At 72.0% G+C, this 22,747-nt stretch carries 23 protein-coding genes; 15 read left to right on the top strand and 8 right to left on the bottom strand.

The window, feature by feature from the left end:
- Positions 1-49: 49 nt before the first annotated feature.
- The 4 genes from AB0A97_RS09290 (at position 50) to AB0A97_RS09305 (ending at position 5,231) form a co-directional block, all read left to right on the top strand.
- Entirely contained in the window at positions 50-1,048 is a 999-nt protein-coding gene (locus tag AB0A97_RS09290) for a YafY family protein (RefSeq protein ID WP_361146740.1), read from the top strand.
- Between the two features lie 87 nt (positions 1,049-1,135).
- Entirely contained in the window at positions 1,136-3,421 is a 2,286-nt protein-coding gene (locus AB0A97_RS09295; protein WP_361146743.1) for a heavy metal translocating P-type ATPase, read from the top strand.
- A 329-nt stretch (positions 3,422-3,750) separates the two neighbouring features.
- Positions 3,751-4,689: a beta-ketoacyl-ACP synthase III gene (locus AB0A97_RS09300; RefSeq protein WP_361146746.1), complete on the top strand. Its 939-nt coding sequence runs from the start codon at positions 3,751-3,753 to the stop codon at positions 4,687-4,689.
- 116 nt (positions 4,690-4,805) lie between these two features.
- Entirely contained in the window at positions 4,806-5,231 is a 426-nt protein-coding gene (locus AB0A97_RS09305) for a VOC family protein (protein WP_361146748.1), read from the top strand.
- Positions 5,232-5,307: 76 nt separating this feature from the next.
- Here the strand turns inward: AB0A97_RS09305 and AB0A97_RS09310 are convergent, their stop codons facing one another.
- The 3 genes from AB0A97_RS09310 to AB0A97_RS09320 all read right to left on the bottom strand — a co-directional run bounded on the left by AB0A97_RS09310 (position 5,308) and on the right by AB0A97_RS09320 (position 7,215).
- On the bottom strand, positions 5,308-5,556 hold the full coding sequence (locus tag AB0A97_RS09310) for a hypothetical protein (protein WP_361146751.1): 249 nt from the start codon (positions 5,554-5,556) through the stop codon (positions 5,308-5,310).
- Positions 5,557-5,621: 65 nt separating this feature from the next.
- Positions 5,622-6,533, bottom strand: a complete 912-nt coding sequence (locus AB0A97_RS09315; protein WP_361146754.1) for a glutaminase — start codon at positions 6,531-6,533, stop codon at positions 5,622-5,624.
- A gap of 10 nt (positions 6,534-6,543) precedes the next feature.
- Positions 6,544-7,215 carry an AraC family transcriptional regulator gene (locus AB0A97_RS09320; RefSeq protein ID WP_361147369.1) on the bottom strand — a complete coding sequence of 224 codons (672 nt, stop codon included), beginning with the start codon at positions 7,213-7,215 and terminating at the stop codon, positions 6,544-6,546.
- A 242-nt stretch (positions 7,216-7,457) separates the two neighbouring features.
- On the opposite strand from AB0A97_RS09320, the gene AB0A97_RS09325 reads away from it, so the two are divergent.
- From AB0A97_RS09325 to AB0A97_RS09335, 3 genes are all read left to right on the top strand, one after another.
- Entirely contained in the window at positions 7,458-7,691 is a 234-nt protein-coding gene (locus AB0A97_RS09325; protein WP_361146756.1) for a hypothetical protein, read from the top strand.
- 165 nt (positions 7,692-7,856) lie between these two features.
- Positions 7,857-8,450 carry an N-acetylmuramoyl-L-alanine amidase gene (locus tag AB0A97_RS09330; protein ID WP_361146759.1) on the top strand — a complete coding sequence of 198 codons (594 nt, stop codon included), beginning with the start codon at positions 7,857-7,859 and terminating at the stop codon, positions 8,448-8,450.
- 76 nt (positions 8,451-8,526) lie between these two features.
- Complete coding sequence (locus AB0A97_RS09335) at positions 8,527-9,444, top strand: pyridoxal-phosphate dependent enzyme (protein WP_361146762.1); 918 nt, start codon at positions 8,527-8,529, stop codon at positions 9,442-9,444.
- Positions 9,445-9,554: 110 nt separating this feature from the next.
- Here the strand turns inward: AB0A97_RS09335 and AB0A97_RS09340 are convergent, their stop codons facing one another.
- A complete protein-coding gene (locus AB0A97_RS09340) occupies positions 9,555-11,159 on the bottom strand; it encodes a Na+/H+ antiporter (protein WP_361146764.1) in 1,605 nt (534 codons plus the stop codon).
- 106 nt (positions 11,160-11,265) lie between these two features.
- Here AB0A97_RS09340 and AB0A97_RS09345 point away from each other — a divergent pair, with 106 nt between their 5' ends.
- From AB0A97_RS09345 to AB0A97_RS09360, 4 genes are all read left to right on the top strand, one after another.
- A complete protein-coding gene (locus AB0A97_RS09345; protein WP_031001164.1) occupies positions 11,266-11,526 on the top strand; it encodes a UBP-type zinc finger domain-containing protein in 261 nt (86 codons plus the stop codon).
- A 237-nt stretch (positions 11,527-11,763) separates the two neighbouring features.
- Complete coding sequence (locus tag AB0A97_RS09350) at positions 11,764-12,252, top strand: GNAT family N-acetyltransferase (RefSeq protein WP_361146767.1); 489 nt, start codon at positions 11,764-11,766, stop codon at positions 12,250-12,252.
- A gap of 269 nt (positions 12,253-12,521) precedes the next feature.
- Positions 12,522-12,935, top strand: coding sequence for an anti-sigma factor (locus tag AB0A97_RS09355; protein WP_003985353.1), 414 nt, complete (start codon positions 12,522-12,524; stop codon positions 12,933-12,935).
- Positions 12,936-12,978: 43 nt separating this feature from the next.
- Positions 12,979-13,920, top strand: a complete 942-nt coding sequence (locus tag AB0A97_RS09360; RefSeq protein ID WP_031001162.1) for an RNA polymerase sigma factor SigF — start codon at positions 12,979-12,981, stop codon at positions 13,918-13,920.
- A gap of 315 nt (positions 13,921-14,235) precedes the next feature.
- Here AB0A97_RS09360 and AB0A97_RS09365 read toward each other — a convergent pair whose 3' ends face one another.
- A complete protein-coding gene (locus AB0A97_RS09365; RefSeq protein WP_361146770.1) occupies positions 14,236-14,850 on the bottom strand; it encodes a hypothetical protein in 615 nt (204 codons plus the stop codon).
- Between the two features lie 82 nt (positions 14,851-14,932).
- Here AB0A97_RS09365 and AB0A97_RS09370 point away from each other — a divergent pair, with 82 nt between their 5' ends.
- Both AB0A97_RS09370 and AB0A97_RS09375 read left to right on the top strand, forming a co-directional pair.
- Positions 14,933-15,901 (top strand): diacylglycerol kinase family protein, encoded by a 969-nt coding sequence (locus tag AB0A97_RS09370; protein ID WP_030017263.1) that lies wholly within the window; start codon positions 14,933-14,935, stop codon positions 15,899-15,901.
- 321 nt (positions 15,902-16,222) lie between these two features.
- A complete protein-coding gene (locus tag AB0A97_RS09375; protein ID WP_003983230.1) occupies positions 16,223-16,480 on the top strand; it encodes a WhiB family transcriptional regulator in 258 nt (85 codons plus the stop codon).
- A gap of 431 nt (positions 16,481-16,911) precedes the next feature.
- On the opposite strand, the gene AB0A97_RS09380 is transcribed toward AB0A97_RS09375, so the two are convergent.
- Together AB0A97_RS09380 and AB0A97_RS09385 are read right to left on the bottom strand one after the other, a co-directional pair.
- The gene (locus tag AB0A97_RS09380) at positions 16,912-18,381 is read right to left on the bottom strand and encodes a PAS domain-containing sensor histidine kinase (RefSeq protein ID WP_361146773.1); all 1,470 of its coding nucleotides are present in this window, start codon (positions 18,379-18,381) and stop codon (positions 16,912-16,914) included.
- A 408-nt stretch (positions 18,382-18,789) separates the two neighbouring features.
- Complete coding sequence (locus tag AB0A97_RS09385; protein ID WP_361146776.1) at positions 18,790-19,458, bottom strand: TetR/AcrR family transcriptional regulator; 669 nt, start codon at positions 19,456-19,458, stop codon at positions 18,790-18,792.
- An 81-nt stretch (positions 19,459-19,539) separates the two neighbouring features.
- On the opposite strand from AB0A97_RS09385, the gene AB0A97_RS09390 reads away from it, so the two are divergent.
- Complete coding sequence (locus AB0A97_RS09390) at positions 19,540-20,295, top strand: glucose 1-dehydrogenase (RefSeq protein ID WP_361146778.1); 756 nt, start codon at positions 19,540-19,542, stop codon at positions 20,293-20,295.
- A gap of 31 nt (positions 20,296-20,326) precedes the next feature.
- On the opposite strand, the gene AB0A97_RS09395 is transcribed toward AB0A97_RS09390, so the two are convergent.
- Positions 20,327-21,436, bottom strand: a complete 1,110-nt coding sequence (locus AB0A97_RS09395) for an SIS domain-containing protein (protein ID WP_361146781.1) — start codon at positions 21,434-21,436, stop codon at positions 20,327-20,329.
- A 514-nt stretch (positions 21,437-21,950) separates the two neighbouring features.
- On the opposite strand from AB0A97_RS09395, the gene nagB reads away from it, so the two are divergent.
- Positions 21,951-22,733, top strand: a complete 783-nt coding sequence (nagB, locus tag AB0A97_RS09400; protein ID WP_361146784.1) for a glucosamine-6-phosphate deaminase — start codon at positions 21,951-21,953, stop codon at positions 22,731-22,733.
- Positions 22,734-22,747: the final 14 nt, after the last annotated feature.

Here is a 22,747-nt window from a genome sequence, read left to right on the forward strand (position 1 = left end):
GTCCATAGAGGACAGCCCCGGTCCTACTGAGCCCGGCATCATCGACGGCATGAGTGAGACCTCGGCCCGCCTGCTGAACCTGCTGTCCCTCCTCCAGACACCCCGCGAATGGCCCGGGAGCGAACTGGCCGACCGCCTGCGGGTCACCACCCGCACCGTCCGCCGCGACATCGAGCGGCTGCGCCACCTCGGGTACCCGGTGCACGCCACGATGGGCGCGGAAGGCGGCTACCGGCTCGCGGCGGGCACCGCGATGCCCCCGCTGCTGCTGGACGACGAGGAGGCGGTGGCCATCGCCGTCGGACTGCGCTCGGCGGCCGGGCACACCGTCGACGGCATCGAGGAGGCGTCCGTACGGGCCCTCGCCAAGCTGGAACAGGTCCTGCCGTCCCGGCTGCGGCGGCGGGTGGGCACGCTGGGCACCGCCACCGTACCGATGCCCGCCGGGGACGGCCCGACGGTCGATCCCGCGCACCTGACCGCCCTCGCCGCGGCCGTCGCCAACCGGGAGCGGCTGCGCTTCACCTACCGGGCGGGCGACGGCGTCCGCTCCAAGCGGCTGGTGGAGCCGCACCGGCTGGTCGCGGCGGGGCGCCGCTGGTACCTGGTGGCGTACGACGACGAGCGGGAGGACTGGCGGATCTTCCGTGTGGACCGGCTGAGCGAGCCGTACCCCACCGGGGTACGGACGCCGCCGCGCGAGCTGCCCGCCGAGGATGCCGCCACGTTCGTCAGGGAGCGGATGCAGGGCATGGGGCCCGGCTGCGCCGCGGTGGTCACGGTGCAGACGCCCGCCACCGAGGTGTGCGATCGGCTGGGGCGCGCGGTGGTCGCGGTGGAGCCGCTGGGCGAAGGGGCGTGCCGGGTACGCACCCGGCCCGATTCGCTGGAGTGGACGGCGTTCCGGCTGGCGATGCTCGGCAGCGAGTTCACCGTCCACGAGCCGCCGGAGCTGGCGGAGCACCTGCGGCGGCTGGGCGGGCGGGTGCTACGGGCGGTCTCGGACGGGTCAGGCGAGGTTGCGCCGTCGCATACCGGGGAGGGGTAGCACTCATACCCCCTAGGGGTATAAAGTTCTGGCAGTGGACGACGGCGGCCGCCCCTGCCGTCACCCCCGCCTCCCGAAGGAGCAGCCATGACCACCACCGTCGACGAGCGCGGCATCGAGCTGGAGATCGGCGGCATGACCTGCGCCTCCTGCGCCGCCCGTATCGAGAAGAAGCTCAACCGGATGGACGGCGTCACCGCCACCGTCAACTACGCGACGGAGAAGGCGAAGGTCACCTACGAGGACGGCGCCGACGTCGAGGTCGCCGATCTGATCGCCACCGTCGAGAAGACCGGTTACACGGCCACCGTCCCGGAGCCCCCTGCCCCCGCCCCGCCGCCACCGGATCCCGGCACGGCCCCGGCCACGGCGCCCGAGCCGGGCGCCGCCGACCCGCTCGCCCCGCTGCGGCAGCGCCTGACCGTCTCGGTGCTGCTGGCCGTACCGGTGATCCTGATGGCGATGGTCCCGGCGCTGCAGTTCACCAACTGGCAGTGGCTGTCGCTGACCCTGGCGGCGCCGGTCGTGGCGTACGGCGCCTGGCCGTTCCACAAGGCCGCCTGGACCAACCTGCGGCACGGTACGGCGACCATGGACACCCTGGTCTCCATGGGCACGCTCGCCGCGCTCAGCTGGTCCCTGTGGGCCCTGTTCTTCGGCCACGCCGGGATGCCCGGTATGACCCACCCGTTCACGCTGACCATCGAACGCGGCGACGGCGGCAGCAACATCTATCTGGAGGCCGCCGCCGGGGTGACCGCCTTCATCCTGGCCGGACGCTACTTCGAGGCGCGCTCCAAGCGGCGGGCCGGGGCCGCGCTGAAGTCGCTGCTGGAGCTGGGCGCCAAGGACGTGGCGGTGCTGCGGGGCGGGCGCGAGGTACGCGTACCGGTGGGTGAGCTGGCGGTCGGCGACCGGTTCGTGGTCCGTCCCGGCGAGAAGATCGCCACCGACGGTACGGTCGTGGACGGGTCCTCCGCCGTGGACGCCTCGATGCTCACCGGCGAGTCCGTGCCCGTCGAGGTCTCCCCCGGCGACCCGGTCACCGGCGCCACCGTCAACGCGGGCGGCCGGATCGTCGTCGAGGCGACCCGGATCGGCGCGGACACCCAGCTTTCCCGGATGGCGCGGCTGGTCGAGGACGCGCAGAACGGGAAGGCCGCCGCCCAGCGCCTGGCCGACCGGATCTCCGCCGTCTTCGTCCCGGTCGTCATCGCGCTGGCCCTCGGCACCCTGGGCTACTGGCTGGCCACCGGTGCGGGCGCGGTCGCCGCGTTCACCGCCGCGGTCGCCGTACTGATCATCGCCTGCCCGTGCGCCCTGGGTCTGGCCACGCCGACCGCGCTCATGGTCGGCACCGGCCGCGGCGCCCAGCTCGGCATCCTGATCAAGGGGCCCGAGGTGCTGGAGACGACCCGCCGCGTCGACACCGTCGTCCTGGACAAGACCGGCACGGTCACCACCGGCGCGATGACCCTCACCGCCGTCCACCTCGCCGACGGCGTGTCCGAGACCGAGGCGCTGCGCCTGGCCGGCGCCCTGGAGCACTCCTCCGAGCACCCCGTCGCCCGCGCCGTCGCGACCGCGGCGGACGAGCGTACGGGCGGGCTGCCCGGCCCGGAGGACTTCGCGAACGTACCCGGCCGCGGTGTCCGGGGCGTCGTCGAGGGCCACGCCGTCCTCGTCGGCCGTACCTCGCTCCTCGCCGAGTGGGCCATCGAGCTGCCCGCCACCCTGGCGGACGCCAAGGCCGCCGCCGAGGAGGCCGGGCACACCGCGGTCGCCGTCGCGTGGGACGGGGAGGCGCGCGCCGTGCTCGTCGTCGCCGACGCGGTCAAGCCCACCAGTGCCGAGGCGATCCGGCGGCTGCGCGCCCTCGGCCTCACCCCGGTGCTGCTCACCGGCGACAACACGGCCGTCGCCCGCTCGGTCGCCGCCGAGGTCGGCATCGACGCGGAACATGTCGTCGCGGAGGTGCTGCCCGAGGACAAGGTCGCGGTCGTCAAGCGACTCCAGGCGGAGGGCAAGTCGGTCGCCATGGTCGGCGACGGCGTCAACGACGCGGCCGCGCTCGCCCAGGCCGACCTGGGCCTGGCGATGGGCACCGGCACGGACGCCGCCATCGAGGCGGGCGACCTGACGCTGGTACGGGGCGACCTGCGCGCCGCCGCGGACGCCATCCGCCTCGCCCGCCGCACCCTCGGCACCATCAAGGCCAACCTCTTCTGGGCCTTCGGCTACAACGTCGCCGCGTTGCCGCTGGCCGCCGCCGGGCTGCTCAACCCGATGATCGCCGGGGCCGCGATGGCCTTCTCCTCGGTCTTCGTGGTGGCCAACAGCCTCCGGCTGCGCCGCTTCAAGCCGCTCGGCTGAGCGGCGGGCACCCACCCTCGGCGCGGCCCGTGCAGCACTCCGCTGTACGGGCCGCGCCGACGTCGTACGCGAGGTCTGGACCGACGGCGTACGCGGGATCCGGACCGACGTCGTGCACGCGTCCCGGACCGACATCGTGCGCGCGCCCCGAGCCGACATCGTGCGCGAGATCACGGCCTCCGCCCGACAGCCGCCGGAAGCATCCGTTCCGCATAGTCCGTGATTTCCCTCCAGTTCTCGTCCCCGAAGATTGGCGGTTCTCGCAACGTCCTCGGCACCCACACCCCCAACACTGGACAGACACCGTCCGCACACGCTCAGGGGATCCCATGACGGGCTCACGCGTCCTGTCTCTCGGCCACTACCAGCCCTCCGAGGTGCTCACCAACGACGACCTCGCGAAGATCGTCGACACCGACGACGCCTGGATCAGCAGCCGTGTCGGCATCCGCACCCGGCACGTCGCGGCCCCCGACGAGAGCGTGGACGCGATGGCGGCGGCCGCGGCGGCCAAGGCGCTCGCCGCCAGCGGTCTGACCGCCCAGGACATCGATCTCGTCCTGGTGGCCACCTGCACAGCCGTCGACCGCAGCCCCAACACCGCGGCACGGGTCGCCGCCCGGCTCGGCCTGCCGGCCCCCGCCGCCATGGACCTCAACGTGGTCTGCGCGGGCTTCACCCACGCGCTGGCCACCGCCGACCACGCCATCCGGGCCGGTTCGGCCGTCAACGCGCTGGTCGTCGGCGCCGAGAAGTTCACCGACGTGGTCGACTGGACGGACCGCTCGACCTGCGTGCTCGTCGGGGACGGCGCGGGCGCCGCGGTCGTCACGGCGGCGTCGGAGCCGGAGATCGGCCCGGTGCTGTGGGGTTCGGTCCCGGAGATGGGCGATGCCGTCCGCATCGAGGGCACCCCGGCCCGGTTCTCCCAGGAGGGCCAGACCGTCTACCGCTGGGCGACCACCCGGCTCCCGGCCATCGCCCGCCAGGTGTGCGAGCGCTCCGGCATCCAGCCGGAGGACCTCGCCGGAGTCGTGCTCCACCAGGCCAACCTGCGGCTGATCGAGCCGCTCGCGGAACGCATCGGCGCGGTCAACGCGGTGATCGCGCGCGATGTCGTCGAGTCCGGCAACACCTCGGCCGCCTCCGTACCGCTGGCCCTGTCCAAGCTGGTGGAACGGCGGGAGATCCAGCCCGGCGCCCCTGTGCTGCTCTTCGGGTTCGGCGGCAACCTGTCGTACGCGGGGCAGGTCATCCGGTGCCCGTGAAGCCGCCGCCTCCCGTGCCGTAGCGGTGCCCGTCCCCTGTCCACAGCGGTGCCCGTCCCGTACCGGTGTCCGATTCGTTCAAGACCAGGCCACGCGGCGCTCCCTACGCTCCCCGTATGAGCAACGAAACGCACCCCACCCCCGGAACCACGACACCGCGCCTGGCGGCGATCGGCATCGTCGTCGCCGACATGGCGGCCTCCCTCGCCTTCTACCGCCGCCTGGGCCTGCCGGTCCCGGCGGAGGCCGACACCGCCCCGCACGCCGAGGCGACACTGCCCGGCGGTCTGCGCCTGATGTGGGACACGTACGCCGTCGCGCGCTCCATCGACCCCGAGTGGACGCCGCCGGGGGCCGGCACCCCGACGGGCCTGGCCTTCGAGTGTGCGGACCCGGCCGGGGTCGACAAGGTCTACGCGGAGCTGACCGCCGCCGGGTACACCGGCGAGAAGGAACCGTGGGACGCGCCCTGGGGGCAGCGGTACGCGATGGTCCGGGACCCGGACGGGCACGGAGTGGACCTGTTCGCGGCGCTGGCGTAGGCGCGCGGGACAGGCACGGGTACGGATACGCGGGTATGGATACGGATGCGAGCCCTCTTGAGGCCCGCCGCCGGGGCTACGGCACCTCGCGCAGGTACAGCGCCCCGCAGGAGTGGCAGAAAGGTTCGGCCGCGGCCGTGCCCCAGACGTCCGCGGACTGCACCGCCGCGTCCGGTCGCAGTTCGCGGCCGCACATCGACCGGGTACCGTCCAGCCGCACCATGTGCCACAGCTTCACCGGGTCGTGCGTCTGCGGCGAACCTGCCTCCGCGTCCGCAGTGCCCGCAGCGTCCTCGGCGTACTCGGCGCGCATCTCGTGCTCCATGGCGACGCACCTCCTCGCCCCCACGATGCGCCCGGGGAAGCACCGCCCGCCACCGGGCGGCCGGCTCAGAACACCGACCAGCCGGTCAGCGACGTGAAGTGGTCCAGCGCCGCCGCGCCCGCGACCGAGTTGCCGCGGCTGTCCAGGCCGGGGCTCCACACGCACAGCGTGCAGCGGCCCGGTACGACCGCGACGATCCCGCCGCCGACGCCGCTCTTGGCGGGCAGCCCCACCCGGTACGCGAACTCGCCGGCCGCGTCGTAGGTGCCGCAGGTCAGCATCACCGCGTTGATCCGCTTGGCCTCGCGCGCCTCCAGCAGGCGGCTGCCGTCGGCGCGCAGTCCGTGCCGGGCCAGGAACCCGCCGGCCGCCGCCAGGTCGCGGCAGCTCATCTCGATCGAGCACTGCCAGAAGTAGTGCTCGATGACGCTGGGGACGGGGTTCTCCAGGTTGCCGAAGCTGGCCATGAAGTGGGCGAGCGCCGCGTTGCGGTCGCCGTGCTCCGCCTCGGAGTCCGCCACGGCCTGGTCGAAGGCGAGGTCCGGGTTGCCGCTCTCCTCGCGCAGGAAGTGCAGCATCGTGGTGCTGGCGTCGCCGGTCAGCGTCTGCAGCCGGTCGGTGACGACGAGCGCGCCCGCGTTGATGAAGGGATTGCGCGGTACGCCGTTCTCCCACTCCAGTTGCACCAGCGAATTGAACGGCGTGCCCGACGGCTCGCGGCCGACCCGCTTCCAGATGTCCTCGCTGTCGTTGGCCATGACCAGCGCCAGCGAGAAGGTCTTCGATATGGACTGGACGGAGAACGGGACCTCCCAGTCCCCCACCCCGTACACCTCACCGTTGATGTCGGCCACCGCTATGCCGAAGCGGTCCGTCGGCACCTTCTCCAGCGCCGGTATGTAATCGGCAACCTGCCCATGTCCGACATACGGCCTCGCATAGGCCGCTACCTCCTCAAGAACGGCCTGGTAGTCCATGACGGACAAGCTACCTCGGGGCCACGATCACCCCCAGCGGGGCCCCCGCCAGCGCTTTCACCTCACGCGCCAGATGCGCCTGGTCCGCGTACCCGGCGCGGGCCGCCACCTCCGCGTACGGCGTCCCGCCGCGGGCCAGTTCCAGCGCGCGGCCGAGGCGCAGCACCCTGGCCAGCATCTTGGGACCGTACCCGAACGCCTCCAGGCACCGGCGGTGCAGCTGCCGCTCGCCGATGCCCACGGCCCGGGCGGCCTCCGCCACGGACCGGCCGCGGCCGAGCGCCGCGGCGATCGCGCTGTGCGCGGGGTCGGCCGGGCCGGCGGCCTCCCGGAGGCGGTGTACGGCGATCTCCTCCAGCACCCGTCCGGGTGAATCGGTCCCGGCCACCGTTCCGGCCAGCCGGTCCACCAGGCCCCGGGGCCACAGCTCCTCCAGCGGCACCCGCTGATCGCGCAGCGTGTGGGCCGGCACGCCGAAGACGGCGGGCCCCTGGCCGGGGGCGAAGCGCAGTCCGACAACGATCTCGCCCGGCCGCGCGGCGGGGGTGTGCGCGGTGGTGTCCGGCCCGGCCACGGTCAGCCGGCCGCCCCACCAGATCAGGTCCGTGCAGCCGTCGGGCAGCACCCGCTGCGGCGCCGGGCCGCCGGGCGTCCGCTTCTCCCAGACGACCGCGCCGGGCAGCCGCGCGGCCCGCTCCCGGTACCCGCCCGGGTCCGCGGCCGCGTCCCGGTCCGGGCCCGGTTCCAAGCCCGGGTCCGCGCCCGGTTTCCCGTCCGGTTCTTCGTCCGCGGTCCCCTCCGTACCCCTGTCCACCTCCCCAGCCTGGCACGGGAACGCGGGTAACGTCCGGTCCGTTGATCCGGTACGGCACCGCGACGGCAGCGGGGCCGTCCGCCCCTCCCCCAACCTCACCGGAGGCAGCAATGGCAGGCTTTCTCGACCGCGCCAAGGAGCAGGCACAGAGCGCGCTCAACCAGGGCAAGCAGAAGGTCGACGAGGTCCAGCAGCAGCGGGCCGGCAACGACCTGCTGAAGAAGCTGGGCGCGGCCTACTATGCGGAACGTCGCGGCAACGGCACCGCCGACGCCACCCAGGAGGCGCTGAGCGCGCTGGAGGCTCACATCGCCACGCACGGTGACGGTTTCCTGCGCGGCTGAAAGGCGGTGCTTCCCACGGCTGAAAGCGGTGGAAAGCGGCTGAAACCGCTCGCTCATCCGCTCGTACACGCGACGAACGGCTGGTCTGTGACCTGACGTTCCAGTACAAGCGTTTTATGAGGCGGTGCGCGGTCGGCGGCCGCCGCGCACCGAACGGAGTCGGCCATGGCCCCACCCATGTCCGCGAACACCTTCATCAAGGCCCTCAGAGACGAGGGCCTGGAGATCGTCGAGGTCGGCGAGTGGCGTACGCACAACCGCGACGGCCACGGTGACTGGGGCCCGGTGCACGGTGTGGTGATCCACCACACCGTCACGTCCGGGACGGAGAGCACGGTCCGCCTGTGTTACCACGGCACCTCGGCGCTGCCGGGGCCGCTGTGCCACGGCGTGATCACCAAGGACGGCCGGGTGCACCTGGTCGGCTGCGGGCGCACCAACCACGCGGGCAGCGGCGACCGCGACGTCCTGAACGCCGTGATCGCCGAGCGGAAGCAGCTGCCCCCCACCAACCAGTACAACGCCGACGGCAACGTCCACTTCTACGGCTTCGAGTGCGAGAACATGGGCGACGGCAAGGACCCGTGGCCCGAGGCCCAGCTGGAGGCCATCGAGAAGGCCGCGGCGGCGCTGTGCCGGGTCCATGGCTGGAACGAGTACTCGGTCGTCGGCCACCTGGAATGGCGCGCGGACAAGATAGACCCCAAGGGCTTCACGATGAAGGACATGCGCGCCCGCATCGGCGCCCGCCTCAAGTAGCACCCGCGGCACCCGTCCCGCCCGTAGGGCCTGACGGCGGGTGAAGCAGCGCCCGCCGGCACGCGACAATGGCCGGGTGACCTCCGCCGTCCCCGACCTCGCCGCACTGCGGCCGCGCCTGCCGTCCCCCCTCCAGCACGTCGAGGACGGGCGGTTCGCGCGCCGCGGTGTGCGGCTGTTGCTCAAACGGGACGACCTGATCCACCCCGAGCTGCCCGGCAACAAGTGGCGCAAGCTGGAGCTGAACCTGCGGGCGGCGGCCGAGGCCGGTGAGCACACGCTGCTCACGTTCGGCGGCGCGTACTCCAACCATCTGCGCGCCACCGCCGCGGCCGGTCGTCTCCTGGGGTTCGCGACGGTCGGCGTCATACGCGGCGCGGAACTGGCGGACAAGCCGCTGAACCCGTCCCTGGCACGCTGCGCCGCCGACGGCATGCGCCTGCACTTCGTCGACCGCGCCGCATACCGCCGCAAGGCCGAGCCGGAGACCGCCGCCGCATTCCGGGAACGCTTCGGACCGCACTACGCCGTACCGGAAGGGGGCAGCAACGCCCTCGCCGTCCAGGGCTGCACGGCCCTGGGCCGGGAACTGCACGGCGCGTCGGACGTCGTCGCCGTCGCCTGCGGCACCGGCGGCACACTGGCTGGCCTGGCCGCCGGACTGGCGCCGGACCAGCGGGCCCTCGGCATACCCGTCCTCAAGGGCGGCACACCGCACTTCCTCGCCGCGGAGACCGAACGCCTCCAGTACGCGGCCTTCGGCGGCCGGCGCGGCACCTGGGACCTGGACGACCGCTTCCACTGCGGCGGATACGCCCGCCGTACCCCCGAACTGGACGCCTTCGCCGCCGACTTCGAGGACCGGCACGGCATACCCCTGGAACGCCTCTACGTCGCCAAGCTCCTCCTGGGGCTGACGACCCTGGCCCAGGAGGGCGCCTTCCCGCCCGGCAGCACCGTCACGGCGGTCGTGACAGGGGCTCCGACTCCGTGATGCGCGGCCCTCGGACCCACGCCCCGTAATCCGCGGCCCCCGGACCCACGCCCCCGTGGTCCGCGGTCCTCAAGCCGCGGCCCGTAGGGCGACGCCCCGAGCCCGCCGCCCTAGTCGGCCCCCTCCCGGTACGCCGCGGCCTCCTCCAGATCCAGCCGCTTCAGCAGCACGCTCATCATCTCGTCGTCGATCCGCCGCTCGTCCCGCAGCCGTACGAACACCTTGCGCTCGGCGTCGATCATCTCCCGCGCCAGCCGCCGGTACGTGTCGTCCGCCGACTCCCCCGTCGCCTCGTGGACCGTGCCCAGCCGCTCCCACACCGCGTTGCGCCGCCGCTCCATGACCGTGCGCAGCCGGTCGGCCAGCGGGCCCGGCAGCGCGTTGCGCTCGTCCTCCAGCAGTTCGGCCAGCCGCTGCTCCGCGGCCCGTGACGCCTCGTTCTGGGCCTGTGCCTCGGCGAGCGTCTCGCCCTGTACGTCCCGTGGGGGCAGCCGCAGCGCGCGGATCAGGGGCGGCAGCGTCAGCCCCTGGACGGCGAGGGTGCCGATGACGGTCGTGAAGGTCAGGAAGAGCACCAGGTTGCGCGCCGGGAACCCGTCGCCGGAGTCCTGGACGGTCACCGGGATCGAGAAGGCGATCGCCAGCGACACCACGCCGCGCATCCCGGCCCACCCGACGATCACCGGCGCCTTCCAGTTCGTGCCGGGTTCGCGGGTGCGGATGCGTTCGGACAGCATGCGCGGCAGGAACGTCGCGGGGAAGACCCAGACGAAGCGCGTGAGCACCACCACCAGGAAGACCAGGACGGCGTACCAGGCGGCCTGGACGCCGCTGAACTCACCGAGCCCGCGCAGTACGACCGGCAGTTGCAGACCGATCAGCGCGAACACCGACGACTCCAGCACGAAGGAGACCATCTTCCACACGGCCTCCTCCTGGAGGCGCGTCTCGAAGTCGACCTGCCAGGAGCGGTGTCCGAGGTAGAGCGCGACCACGACGACCGCCAGCACACCGGACGCCCCGAATTCCTCGGCGACCTGATAGGCCACGAACGGGATGAGCAGCGACAGGGTGTTCTCCAGCAGCGGCGCGTCCCGCAGCCGGCAGCGCAGCCAGTGCAGCGGGATCATCAGCACCACTCCGACGCCGATGCCGCCGAGCGCCGCGACCGCGAACGCGCGGATGCCGTCGGTCCAGGTCGCGCCCACCCCCGCGGCGGCGGCCACCGCCACCTTGTACGCGGTGATCGCGGTGGCGTCGTTGACCAGCGACTCGCCCTGGAGGATCGTCGTGATCCGGTTCGGCAGGCGCAGTCTGCGGGCGATGGCGGTGGCGGCCACGGCGTCCGGCGGCGCGACCACCGCGCCGAGGACGAGCGCCGCCGCCAGCGGAAGGTCCGGGACGACCAGGTAGGCGACGTACCCGACGGCGACCGTCGCGAAGAGCACGTAGCCGACCGACAGCAGCGCCACCGGCCGCAGGTTGGCCCGCAGGTCCAGGTAGGAGCTCTCCAGTGCCGCGGTGTGCAGCAGCGGGGGCAACAACAGCGGCAGCACGATGTGCGGATCGAGCGTGTAGTCCGGTACGCCCGGGATGTAGGCCGCCGCCAGGCCGGTGGCGACGAGCAGCAGCGGTCCCGGTACGGGCGTGCGCCGGGCGGCCCCGGCGACCGCCGCGCTCCCCGCGACCAGCAGCAGTAGTGGCATCACATCCATCGGTCCCGACCGTCCTGTCCTGTTCCACCGTGGCCGGCCCGTGCCGCCCCGGTCGCCGTCGCGGCCGCCCGTGCCGCGCCCGCTCCGGCGATCTAACCTGGCAATCATGAGCGAGTGCCCGCATGTTCCCGGTCTGCCGCGCCCCGAACCCGCCGCGCTGAGCGCCACCTGCCCCGAGTGCGAGGCGGTCGGCAGCCACCCCGTGCAGCTACGGCTGTGCCTGGTGTGCGGCCACGTCGGCTGCTGCGACTCCTCGCCGTTCCGGCATGCGACGGCGCACTTCGCGGCGACCGGCCACGCGGTGATGCGCTCGTACGAGCCGGGCGAGAGCTGGCGGTGGTGCTTCGTCGACGAGACCGTCGTCTGAGCCGGCGACGGGACCGTCGACCGGGCCGGCGGACGGCGAGGGCCGAGGGACCGCGCGAGCCGACGGACCGCGAGCCGAGGGCCCCCGAGAGCCGACAGGCCGTGCGAGCCGACGAGGCCCCGTCCGCGCAGCCACCATGACACCTTCCGTCCCCTTTGGGTGCCTTGCGCAGGCCCGGCCCGGCGGGATCACCGCACCCCGGGGCCGGATGTCAGTGCCGCCCGCTAGCCTTCAGGCATGATCCGCACCGCGACGGTCGACGACGTACCCGTCATCCACACGATGATCCGCGAGCTGGCCGAGTACGAGCGCGCCCGGGAGTCCGCGAAGGCCACCGAGGCGCAGTTGCGCGAGGCGCTCTTCGGCGCACATCCGGCGGCGTTCGCGCTCATAGCGGAGGACGCCGAGGGCCCGGTCGGCTTCGCCCTGTGGTTCCGGAACTTCTCGACGTGGACGGGCACGCACGGTGTCTATCTGGAGGATCTCTACGTCCGTCCGGAGGCGCGCGGCGGCGGCCACGGCAAGGCGCTCCTCTCGGCGCTCGCGGAGATCTGCACGGAGCGCGGCTACGAGCGTTTCGAGTGGTCAGTCCTGGATTGGAACGAACCGTCCATCGGTTTTTACCGGTCCATCGGCGCCGAACCCATGGACGGATGGACCGTCTTCCGGCTCACTGGAGATGCGCTGTACAACCTCGCGGGCGTCTCGAACGTCAACGCAGCGTAACTGGTTCCGATTTGGCAGTGCAGACCCCTAGCCACTGTCCGTACCCGTAGGCTTACAATGAGTGACAGTCGTGGGACTGCGGGACGCTGTGAGTCCAGCCGTCGTACCGGAAGCCGGCGCTGCCTCTTCCGGGCGACATCGCCCCGCAGATCGCGATAGCGTCGCAGGCGAACCATGTGCCGCGCCGGATCGTTCTCCTCTTGTCACGAGAGGGGCCGCGACCGGCGCGAATATCAGCTCAACCAGCTTGTGTCACCTTGGAGGTGAGGGTGTCCCAGATCGCAGGCGAGCCCGGGACCCAGGACTTCGTGGAAGTCCGGCTGCCCGCTGCGGGTGCCTACCTGTCGGTGCTGCGTACGGCCACGGCCGGACTCGCAGCCCGCTTGGACTTCACCCTCGACGAGATCGAGGATCTGCGGATCGCCGTGGACGAGGCGTGCGCGATTCTTCTGCAACAGGCTGTGCCGGGCTCCGTGCTGAGCTGCGTCTTCCGCCTGATCGACGACGCGCTGCAGGTGACCGTCTCGGCCCCGACGACCGACGGCCGCGCCCCCGAGCGCGACACCTTCGCCTGGACGGTGCTCTCCGCGCTGGCCGGCAAGGTCGACTCCACCGTCGCCGAGGACCGTACGGTCACCATCAGCCTGTACAAGGAGCGCGGCGCCGGTCCCGGACCGTCATGACCGAACAGGGGGCCCCGTGAAGGATCTTGAAAGCGGCACGCGGATGGCGCCCGTCACGGCCATCCCCGAGCAGCATCATGCCCGGCCGCAACCGGTGGGCGCGGATGACCACGGCGGCCGTTTGGACGCGGCGGAGCAGGCAGAGCGGGCGGACCACATGGACCAGAGCGAGAACAAGCGGAACGAGCGCGATCCGCACACCCCGCACCACCCCCATGACCCTCACGACCCCCATGACCGCAGCGGCGCGCGGGCGATGTTCTACGAGCTCCGCAAGCTGCCCGACGGATCGGCGGAGCGCGCCGAGCTGCGCAACACGCTCGTGCGGATGCATCTGCCGCTCGTCGAGCACCTGGCCCGGCGCTTCCGCAACCGCGGCGAGCCGCTGGACGACCTGACCCAGGTCGCCACCATCGGCCTGATCAAGTCCGTGGACCGCTTCGACCCCGACCGCGGCGTGGAGTTCTCCACGTACGCCACGCCCACGGTCGTCGGCGAGATCAAGCGGCACTTCCGCGACAAGGGCTGGGCGGTCCGGGTGCCCCGCCGCCTCCAGGAGCTGCGGCTGTCGCTGACCACCGCGACCGCCGAGCTCTCGCAGCGCCACGGCCGCTCCCCCACGGTCCACGAGCTGGCCGAGCATCTCGCGATCTCCGAGGAGGAGGTCCTGGAGGGCCTGGAGTCGGCCAACGCGTACAGCACGCTGTCGCTGGACGTGCCGGACACCGACGACGAGTCGCCGGCCGTCGCCGACACCCTGGGCGCCGAGGACGAGGCGCTGGAGGGCGTCGAGTACCGCGAGTCGCTCAAGCCGCTGCTGGAGGACCTGCCGCCGCGGGAGAAGAAGATCCTGCTGCTGCGCTTCTTCGGCAACATGACCCAGTCGCAGATCGCCCAGGAGGTCGGCATCTCCCAGATGCACGTCTCCCGCCTGCTGGCCCGCACCCTGGCCCAGCTCCGCGACAAGCTCCTGGTGGAGGAGTAGCCCGGCAGCACCGGCACCTGTGCCTGCACCACCGCCACCGCCCCGGCCTCGGTATCGAGCCCGGGGCGTCGTGCATGGGGCGTCCGTCGTGCGGCGGCGTGGGCATCACGCGAGGGACGCCGAGTGGCCGAACCGCGCGCGGGATGTCGTACGACACACGTGCCGTACGGGGCCCCGTGCGGGCCACTCCGCACCCCCAGGAGCAGACCCGCGCTTACCACCCGGGCCGGTGGCCGGGAACCGGCGTCCGGTCGCCCACAGCCACCCTGGGCGCACTCCCCAGCCGGCCGCGGGGGCCGGGCCCCGGCCCCGTCCTCACTCCCTGGGAGTGATCCCCAGCGCCTCGGTGGCCGTCGGGTTCACCAGCAGTCCGAGTACGGCGACCGCGACCACCGCCAGGCCGACACCGGCCGCGATCAGCGCGCCGCCACCGTTGATCAGCGTCCAGGCCACCGGGAACGCCACGATCTGGGTGATCAGCGAGGGGCCGCGACTCCAGCGGCGCCGCAGCCACAGTCCGCGCGCCGCGACCAGCGGCAGCACCGCCAGCGCGATCACGGTCAGGCCGCCCGTCTCCGCCTGGCGGGGACTGTCGGGCGAGCCGGTCAGCCCGTCGATGAGCATGTAGACGCCGAGGGCGGCCAGCGCCAGGCCTTCGACGGCGGTGAGCACCGCGGCGGCGGTGAGCCGGGCCGGCCGCGGCCCGCTCGGCGCGGGAGAGGCGGTGGCGCCGCCCTTGCCGTCCGGCCTCTGCCCGGTCGCCTTGCCGCCCTTCCCAGACTTCTCGGTCCTCCCGGACTTTCCGCCCGATCCGGCCTTCGTGCCCCCGGCCTGCGCGTTCCGCCGGTCCGGCTTGCTGCCCCGCGTCGCCTCGGCCCGCCGGGAGGGCTTGGCCGCCTCGGCCGCCGGCCGTTTCTGCTCACTGCTCACCCCAGCAGGGTAGCCCCGGGACCCCCTCCGCACGGCGGGCAGGGAGTGGGTCGGGTACCGGCAGGTAGGTACCCTGCTGCACATGCGCGCACTTCTCGTGGTCAATCCCGCAGCTACCACCACCAGTGCGCGTACGCGTGAAGTCCTCACCCACGCGCTGGCCAGCGACCTGAAGCTGGAGGTCGCCGAGACCCGCTACCGCGGACACGCCCGGGACCTGGCCCGGCAGGCGGCCGAGGGCGGTCAGATCGAGCTGGTCGTCGCGCTCGGCGGCGACGGCACGGTGAACGAGGTCGTCAACGGTCTGCTGACGCACGGCCCCGCCCCCGAATCCCTCCCGCGCCTGGCCGTCGTCCCCGGCGGCTCCACCAACGTCTTCGCCCGGGCCCTCGGCCTGCCCAACGATGTCGTCGAGGCGACCGGCGCCCTTCTGGACGCGCTGCGTGACGGCAGCGAACGCACCGTCGGCCTGGGCCTGGCCGCCGGCACGCCCGGCACGGAGGACGAGGGCGTACCGGCTCGCTGGTTCACGTTCTGCGCGGGCTTCGGCTTCGACGCGGGTGTGGTCGGCCGGGTCGAACAGCAGCGGGAGCGGGGCAAGCGTTCGACGCACTCGCTCTACATGCGGCAGGTGCTGCGCCAGTACGTCGGCGAGTCGAACCGCCGGCACGGCACGATCACGCTGGAGCGCCCGGGCGAGGACCCGGTGGAACAGCTCGTCATGTCGATAATCTGCAACACCGCCCCTTGGACCTACCTGGGCAATCGCCCGGTCTACCCGGCCCCGGCGGCCTCCTTCGACACGGCGCTCGACGTGTTCGCCCTGTCCAAACTGTCCGCATCTGCGGTGACCCGCTACGCGACCCAGCTCCTGGCGTCAACACCGGAGCGCGGCCCCCGGGGCAAGCACGTGGTCTCGCTCCATGACTTGACGGACTTCACCTTGCATTCGCAGGCGCCACTGCCCTTCCAGATGGACGGTGACCACCTAGGACTCCGTACGAGCGTGACGTTCACAGGCGTTCGCCGTGCACTGCGTGTGATTGTGTGAGCAGTAGGGCCTAAAGTCCTTTCAGTCGAACGTTTAGGCTGACTTCCACCCCCTAGAAGTACGGCTGTGACCTAGGCGACACCAAGGAATCAAAAAAAAGTTTCCGGAAGGGGTTGTATCCGCCGCCGAGGTTTGCGAGTCTCTTCATGGCGATCGGGACGGCCGTTTCTACCGGCCCCCTTGAGAGCCCGAATCCTCCTCCTCATTCTTCAGGACCGCACCAGTTCTCAACTGGGGTTCGGCCCTTCCCTTGTGGAGGGATTCGTGAAAGCGTTCACATTCACAAGCAACGATCCCGTCACACGAGGAGATGGAGCAGCCATGGACTGGCGTCACCGCGCCGTTTGCCGCGAGGAAGACCCCGAGCTCTTCTTCCCCATCGGCAACACCGGTCCTGCGCTGCTGCAGATCGAGGAAGCCAAGGCCGTCTGCCGCCGCTGCCCCGTCATGGAGCAGTGCCTGCAGTGGGCGCTTGAGTCCGGCCAGGACTCCGGCGTCTGGGGTGGTCTCAGCGAAGACGAGCGCCGCGCCATGAAGCGCCGTGCAGCTCGCAACCGGGCGCGCAACGCCAGCGCCTGACCGCCAGACGCCCCGTGGCCCCCGAGCCGCAGCGCGCAGTACCCCCGATGCTCCCCCAGCGCCCCGGGCGCCTGGGAGCTCCCCACGCAACGTGAGCTTTGAGCCCCGGACCGAATGGGTCCGGGGCTTACTGCTGTCCGGACCCGCTGCGGCCGCCGACGCCTCACCACCGGCCGGCCACCCCGAGCTCCCTCAGCACGCCCCTCACCCGGTCTCCGTTCTCGCCTCACAAAGGTCCGGACCTTCATCTCCCGGACGACCCTGGTGACTTACCCCTCCCAGCCGTTGTCCATTCACCGTCCCCGCCGTCACTCTTCCGTTACCTCGTTCTGCTGTACGGCCATTCGGCGGGCCGGGTGCACCGTGCGGGCTTTCCGCCGGATTTCCCGAATTTCACACTTCCGCCGCTCACTTGATGAGCGGCTCCTTCATCAGTGCTTCTCGGCGCGTACGGGAATGTCGAGAATCACCTGGGTACCCCGTTCGGCTCCCGGCACCATGTCGAACTTTCCACCCAACTCACCCTCGACGAGCGTGCGTACGATCTGCAGCCCGAGATTCCCGGTCCGGTGCGGGTCGAACCCGTCCGGGAGGCCGCGGCCGTTGTCCTGGACCGTGACCAGCAGGCGGGGTTCCGTACGGCTGCCGCCGCGGACCGCGCCCACCTCGACGGACCCCTGGTCACCCGGCACGAAGGCGTGTTCGAGGGCGTTCTGCAGGACCTCCGTGAGGACCATGGAGAGCGGGGTGGCGACCTCGGCGTCGAGTATGCCGAAGCGGCCCGTACGGCGAGTGGTCACGGCGCCTGGCGCGATCTCGGCGACCATGGCCAGCACCCGGTCGGCGATCTCGTCGAACTCGACGCGCTCGTCCAGGTTCTGGGACAGCGTCTCGTGCACGATCGCGATCGAACCGACCCTGCGTACGGCCTCGTTGAGCGCCTCGCGCCCCTGTTCGGAGTCCATCCGGCGGGACTGGAGACGCAGCAGGGCGGCGACGGTCTGAAGGTTGTTCTTCACCCGGTGGTGGATCTCCCGGATGGTGGCGTCCTTGGTGATCAGTTCCCGTTCGCGGCGCCGGAGTTCGGTGACGTCGCGCAGCAGGACCAGCGAACCGATGTGCGTGCCCTTGGGCTTGAGCGGAATGGCGCGCAGTTGGATCACCCCGTCCTCGCCCTCCACCTCGAACTCCCGGGGCGCCCAGCCGCTGGCCAGCTTGACCAGCGCCTCGTCGACGGGACCGCGCGCGGGCGCCAGTTCGGCGGTGGTCTGGCCCAGGTGGTGACCCACGAGGTCGGCGGCGAGGCCGAGGCGGTGGTAGGCGGAGAGCGCGTTCGGGCTGGCGTACTGGACGATGCCGTCCGCGTCCAGCCTGATCAGCCCGTCCCCGGCCCGCGGCGAGGCGTCCATGTCGACCTGCTGGCCGGGAAAGGGAAAGGATCCTGCGGCGATCATCTGGGCGAGGTCCGAGGCGCTCTGGAGGTACGTGAGTTCCAGCCGGCTCGGCGTCCGTACCGTCAGCAGGTTCGTGTTCCGCGCGATCACGCCCAGCACCCGGCCCTCGCGGCGCACCGGGATCGACTCGACGCGTACCGGCACCTCCTCGCGCCACTCGGGGTCGCCCTCCCGTACGATCCGTCCCTCGTCCAGGGCGGAATCGAGCATCGGGCGGCGGCCCCGCGGGACGAGGTGGCCGACCATGTCGTCCTGGTAGGAGGTCGGCCCCGTGTTGGGCCGCATCTGGGCGACGGACACGTACCGCGTGCCGTCGAGGGTGGGCACCCACAGCACCAGGTCGGCGAAGGACAGGTCGGAGAGCAGTTGCCACTCCGAGACCAGCAGGTGCAGCCACTCCAGGTCGGAGTCGCTGAGGGCAGTGTGCTGGCGTACGAGATCGTTCATGGAGGGCACGCCTTGGAGCCTACCGGCGTACGGTGTAGGTGTTGTCCTCGCAAGGCCATGGACAGATCTGATTGGTCTAGTCCACAATGAGTCGGTACCGCACCCCGCGAGGGACGGCCCCCGGGCCCGCGGGACCGGCACGAAGACTTCGCGAACCTCCAGAAACCTCCGTTCTCCCCGCACAGGAGAGCGGAAAGAGGCCCGAGCGCTCTCTGCCCTGACTGCGCGACGGCCTCCGGTCGACCGGCCTCTGGGCAGGCGGATGTTCCTACCGCACGTGGGACGCCTCCTGCCGCCGGGCCGGCCGATGAAGCTCCGGGCTGCGGTGCCGGACAGGTTGAGGGTCCTGTCCCGGCGCCGCGGCCCGCGGGTGTCCCCGGCCCGACCGGGCTCCCCGCTTCCCTCCCGCTACCCTTCCGGCGCCAAGTCGCCCTCCCCTCCGGCCCCCTCCCCTCCGCCATCGCTCCGACCGACGGGCCAGGCGGCCATCGCGAGTTCGGCGACCCGCTCCAGGGTCGTACGGTCCGCACCGTCCCGCGCCTGCTGTGACATGCCCTGGAGCACGGTCGCACCGTAGGTCGCGAGCGAGTGCGCGTCGATGGCGCCGGGCAGCTCGCCGCTCCGGATGTCGTCCCGGATCCGCCCTTCGAGCAGTTCCACGGTCTGCGCACGGCGCTCCTGAAGGCTGCGCACGACCTCTTCGGACTGCACCGTGCAGTTGGTGGCGGCCGTGATGATCATGCAGCCACGCGGATAGCCCGGCAGGGTGTGAAAGGCCGCTGCCTCGCGCAGCATCCGCGCCACGGCCCGGCGCGCCGTCGGCTCCTCGGCGAGGGCGCGGCCGGAGAAGGCGCCGATGTCCCGGACGTACGCCTCGACCGCCTCCTCGAAGAGCGTCCGCTTGTCCCCGAACGCCGCGTACAGGCTCGGCGCCTTGATGCCCATGGTCTCGGTGAGGTCGGCGATCGAGACGGCTTCGTAGCCGTGCTCCCAGAAGGCCCGCATCGCCTGCTCCAGGGCCGTCTCGCGGTCGAAGGACCGGGGCCGCCCGCGCTGTGCGCGCTGTTTCGTCGCCATCCCCCAATTCTATAGCGCTCGCTACGGAATCTCTGCTACGGTCTTTCTGTAGTCATCGATACAGAAAAGGGGGGCGCGGCCATGGGCGTGCTCACGGGCAAGACGGCGCTGGTCACGGGCGGCAGCAGGGGCATCGGCCGGGCGATCGCCGAGCGGCTGGGGCGGGACGGTGCGCTGGTCGCGGTGCATTACGGACGCGACGAGGCAGCGGCGAAGGAGACGGTGACGTCGATCGAGGAGGCGGGCGGCCGGGCCTTCGCCCTCCGTGCCGAACTGGGCGTGCCGGGTGACGCGGCGGCACTGTGGTCCGCGTTCGACGCGCAGGCGGACGGCGTGGACATCCTGGTCAACAACGCCGGCATCGTCGCCCGGCGCGATCCGCTGGCGGGCGTCACGGAGGAGGACTTCGACCGCGTCTTCGCGGTCAACACGAAGGCTCCGTTCTTCGTCACCCAGTTGGGTCTGGAACGGATGCGTGACGGCGGCCGTGTCATCAACATCTCCACGGTCCTCACCCGTGGCGCCGCCGCGCCCGAGCTGATCACCTACTCGATGACCAAGGGCGCGCTCGACGTCTTCACCTCGACCCTCGCCAAGGACCTGGGCCCCCGCGGCATCACGGTCAACGCGATCGCCCCGGGTGTGGTCGACACCGACATGAACGCGGGCTGGCTGCGCAACGATCCCGAGGCCTGGCGGACGTCCGCGGAGATATCCCCCCTGGGCCGAGTGGGCGAGCCCCGCGACATCAGCGACATCGCCGCCTTCCTCGCCTCGGACGACAGCCGCTGGGTCACCGGCCAGTGGATCGACGCAACGGGGGGTGCGCTGCTCTGAGACAGCGGGAGGGGGCAGGCAGTGGGGTGGGTCAGTGGGTTTTGGTGACCTTGGCCAGGGAGCGAGGGGCGTCGGGGTCCTGACCTCGGGCGAGGGTCACTTCGTACGCGAGCATCTGGAGGGGGAGGATTTCGAGGACCGGCTGGAGTTCCTCGGCCACGCCTTCGGTCGGCAGCGCGAAGCCCGCCGCGGCCCGGTCGACCTCGGCGGGGCTGCCGATGACCACCAGGTCGGCGCCCCGGTCGCGCAGACGCTCCAGTACGGGCCGCAGCGCCTCGCCGCCCTTGCCGTCGGTGACGATCGCGATCACCGGGGAGATGTTGTCCACCATGGCGAGCGGGCCGTGCAGGAGGTCCGCTCCGGAGTAGGAGAGGGCGGGGATGTAGCTGGTCTCCATGAGTTTCAGGGCGGCTTCCTTGGCCGTCGGGTAGCCGTATCCACGGGAGGTGAGCACCATGCGCTCCGCGAAGCGGTAGCGGGCAGCGAGGGCCTTGACCTCGGCGTGGCGGGCGAGGACGGACTCGGCCAGGTCCGGCAGTGGCTTCGCGGCCAGGTCGCCCGCGGCGTGCGGGCCCGGGTGGCCCCAACTGTCGCGCAGGCCGTCGACGAAGAGGTAGAGGGCGAGGAGTTCGGCCGTGTAGGTCTTCGTGGCGGGCAGGGCGCGTTCCGGGCCGGCCAGGATGTCGAGGTGGAACTCGCTGACGCCGGCGAGCGCCGAGCCGGCGTTGTTGGTCACCGCGAGGGTGATCGCGCCGCCCTCGCGGGCGGCCCGGGTCGAGGCGACGAGGTCGGGTGACCCACCGGACTGGCTGACCGTGACGACCAGGCAGTCCCTGAGATCGGGCCGCGCGCCGTAGGCGGTGGTCGTGGACATGGAGGTGAGACCGCAGGGCATGCCGAGCCGCACTTCGAACAGGTACTTGGCGTAGAGGGCCGCGTTGTCCGACGTACCGCGCGCGGTGAACAGGACGAACCGCGGCCGGCGGGCGGCGACCTGCTCGGCGACGCCACGGATGCGGGACGCGCCCTCGGCGAGGATGCGGCGCAGGACGTCGGGCTGTTCGGCCATCTCGGCGGCCATGTGGCGGCCGGGGCGTTCGTCGGAGTTGTCGTGCAGCGTGCGGTTCACCGTGCGGGGCATCCTGGCCGCCTCCTGTGGTCTGCCGTGCCCGCGTGCCGTTCGCGCGGCGCCCGGCGGAACTCCTGTGCGCGTCCGTCGCGCACCTGTCACGTATCGCGTAACCCTGAAGTGGCCGCCGCACCCGTAGCGGTCGCCTTGGCTGCGATGGCCGCCGCACCCGTAGCGGTCGCCTTGGCTGCGATGGCCGTCGCACCCGTAGCGGTCGTAACGGCCGTGGATGGCCGCCGCACCCGCAGCGGTCGTAACGGCCGTGGCGGCCGTGGCCGCCTTAACGGCCGTGGTCGCCGGATCAGGTGCGGAAGCCGCGGTGTCCGACGCCAGTCGACCACGCGTGCCCCCGTCCCCGCCACCGCACCCGCGCCGCCCGGCCATCCCGCCCGGTCGCCCCGCACCGCACCCCCGGTTGGCCCGCTGTTCAGTTGCGGGTCGCCTGATGTCTCCGGGGGTGATGGGGCGGGCTCTGGTAGATTGGTCTATACCACACGAGTCCATTCTCCAGATCGGCAGGCACAGCGTGGAAGTTGTCATCGTCCCGGACGCCAAGGCAGGCGGCGAGCTGATCGCGGAGGCCATCGCCGCCTTGGTGCGCCGTAAGCCCGAGGCGCTGTTGGGTGTGGCCACTGGATCGACTCCGCTGCCCGTCTACGAAGCGCTGGCGGGCACGGTCCGCGACGGTGGCGTGGACGTCTCGCGTGCCCGCATCTGCCAGCTCGACGAGTACGTCGGGCTGCCGGCCGGGCACCCCGAGTCGTACCGCTCCGTGGTGCTGCGCGAGGTCGTGGAGCCGCTGGGGCTCGGCGAGGACGCCTTCATGGGGCCGGACGGCGCCGCGGAGGACGTGCAGGCGGCCTGCGAGGCGTACGACCGTGCGCTGAGCGAGGCCAGCGGCGTGGACCTCCAGCTCCTGGGCATCGGTACCGACGGGCACATCGGCTTCAACGAGCCGTGCTCCTCGCTCGCGTCCCGCACGCGCATCAAGACGCTGACGCAGCAGACCCGGGAGGACAACGCCCGGTTCTTCGACAGCCTGGAGGAGGTGCCGCACCACGTCATCACCCAGGGCATCGGCACCATCCTGGAGGCCCGCCACCTGGTGCTGCTGGCCACCGGCGAGGGCAAGGCGGACGCCGTCGCGCAGTCCGTCGAGGGCCCGGTCTCGGCGCTGGTGCCGGCCTCCGCGCTCCAGCTGCACCCGCACGCCACGGTCGTGGTCGACGAAGCCGCCGCGTCCAAGCTCAAGCTGGCCGACTACTTCCGCGCCACGTACGCCGCCAAGCCGGAGTGGCAGGGCCTGTGAGCCGCCTCAGGGCC

The organism is Streptomyces sp. NPDC045470, assembly GCF_040646595.1.
In the GTDB taxonomy this organism is placed as follows: Bacteria; Actinomycetota; Actinomycetes; order Streptomycetales; family Streptomycetaceae; genus Streptomyces.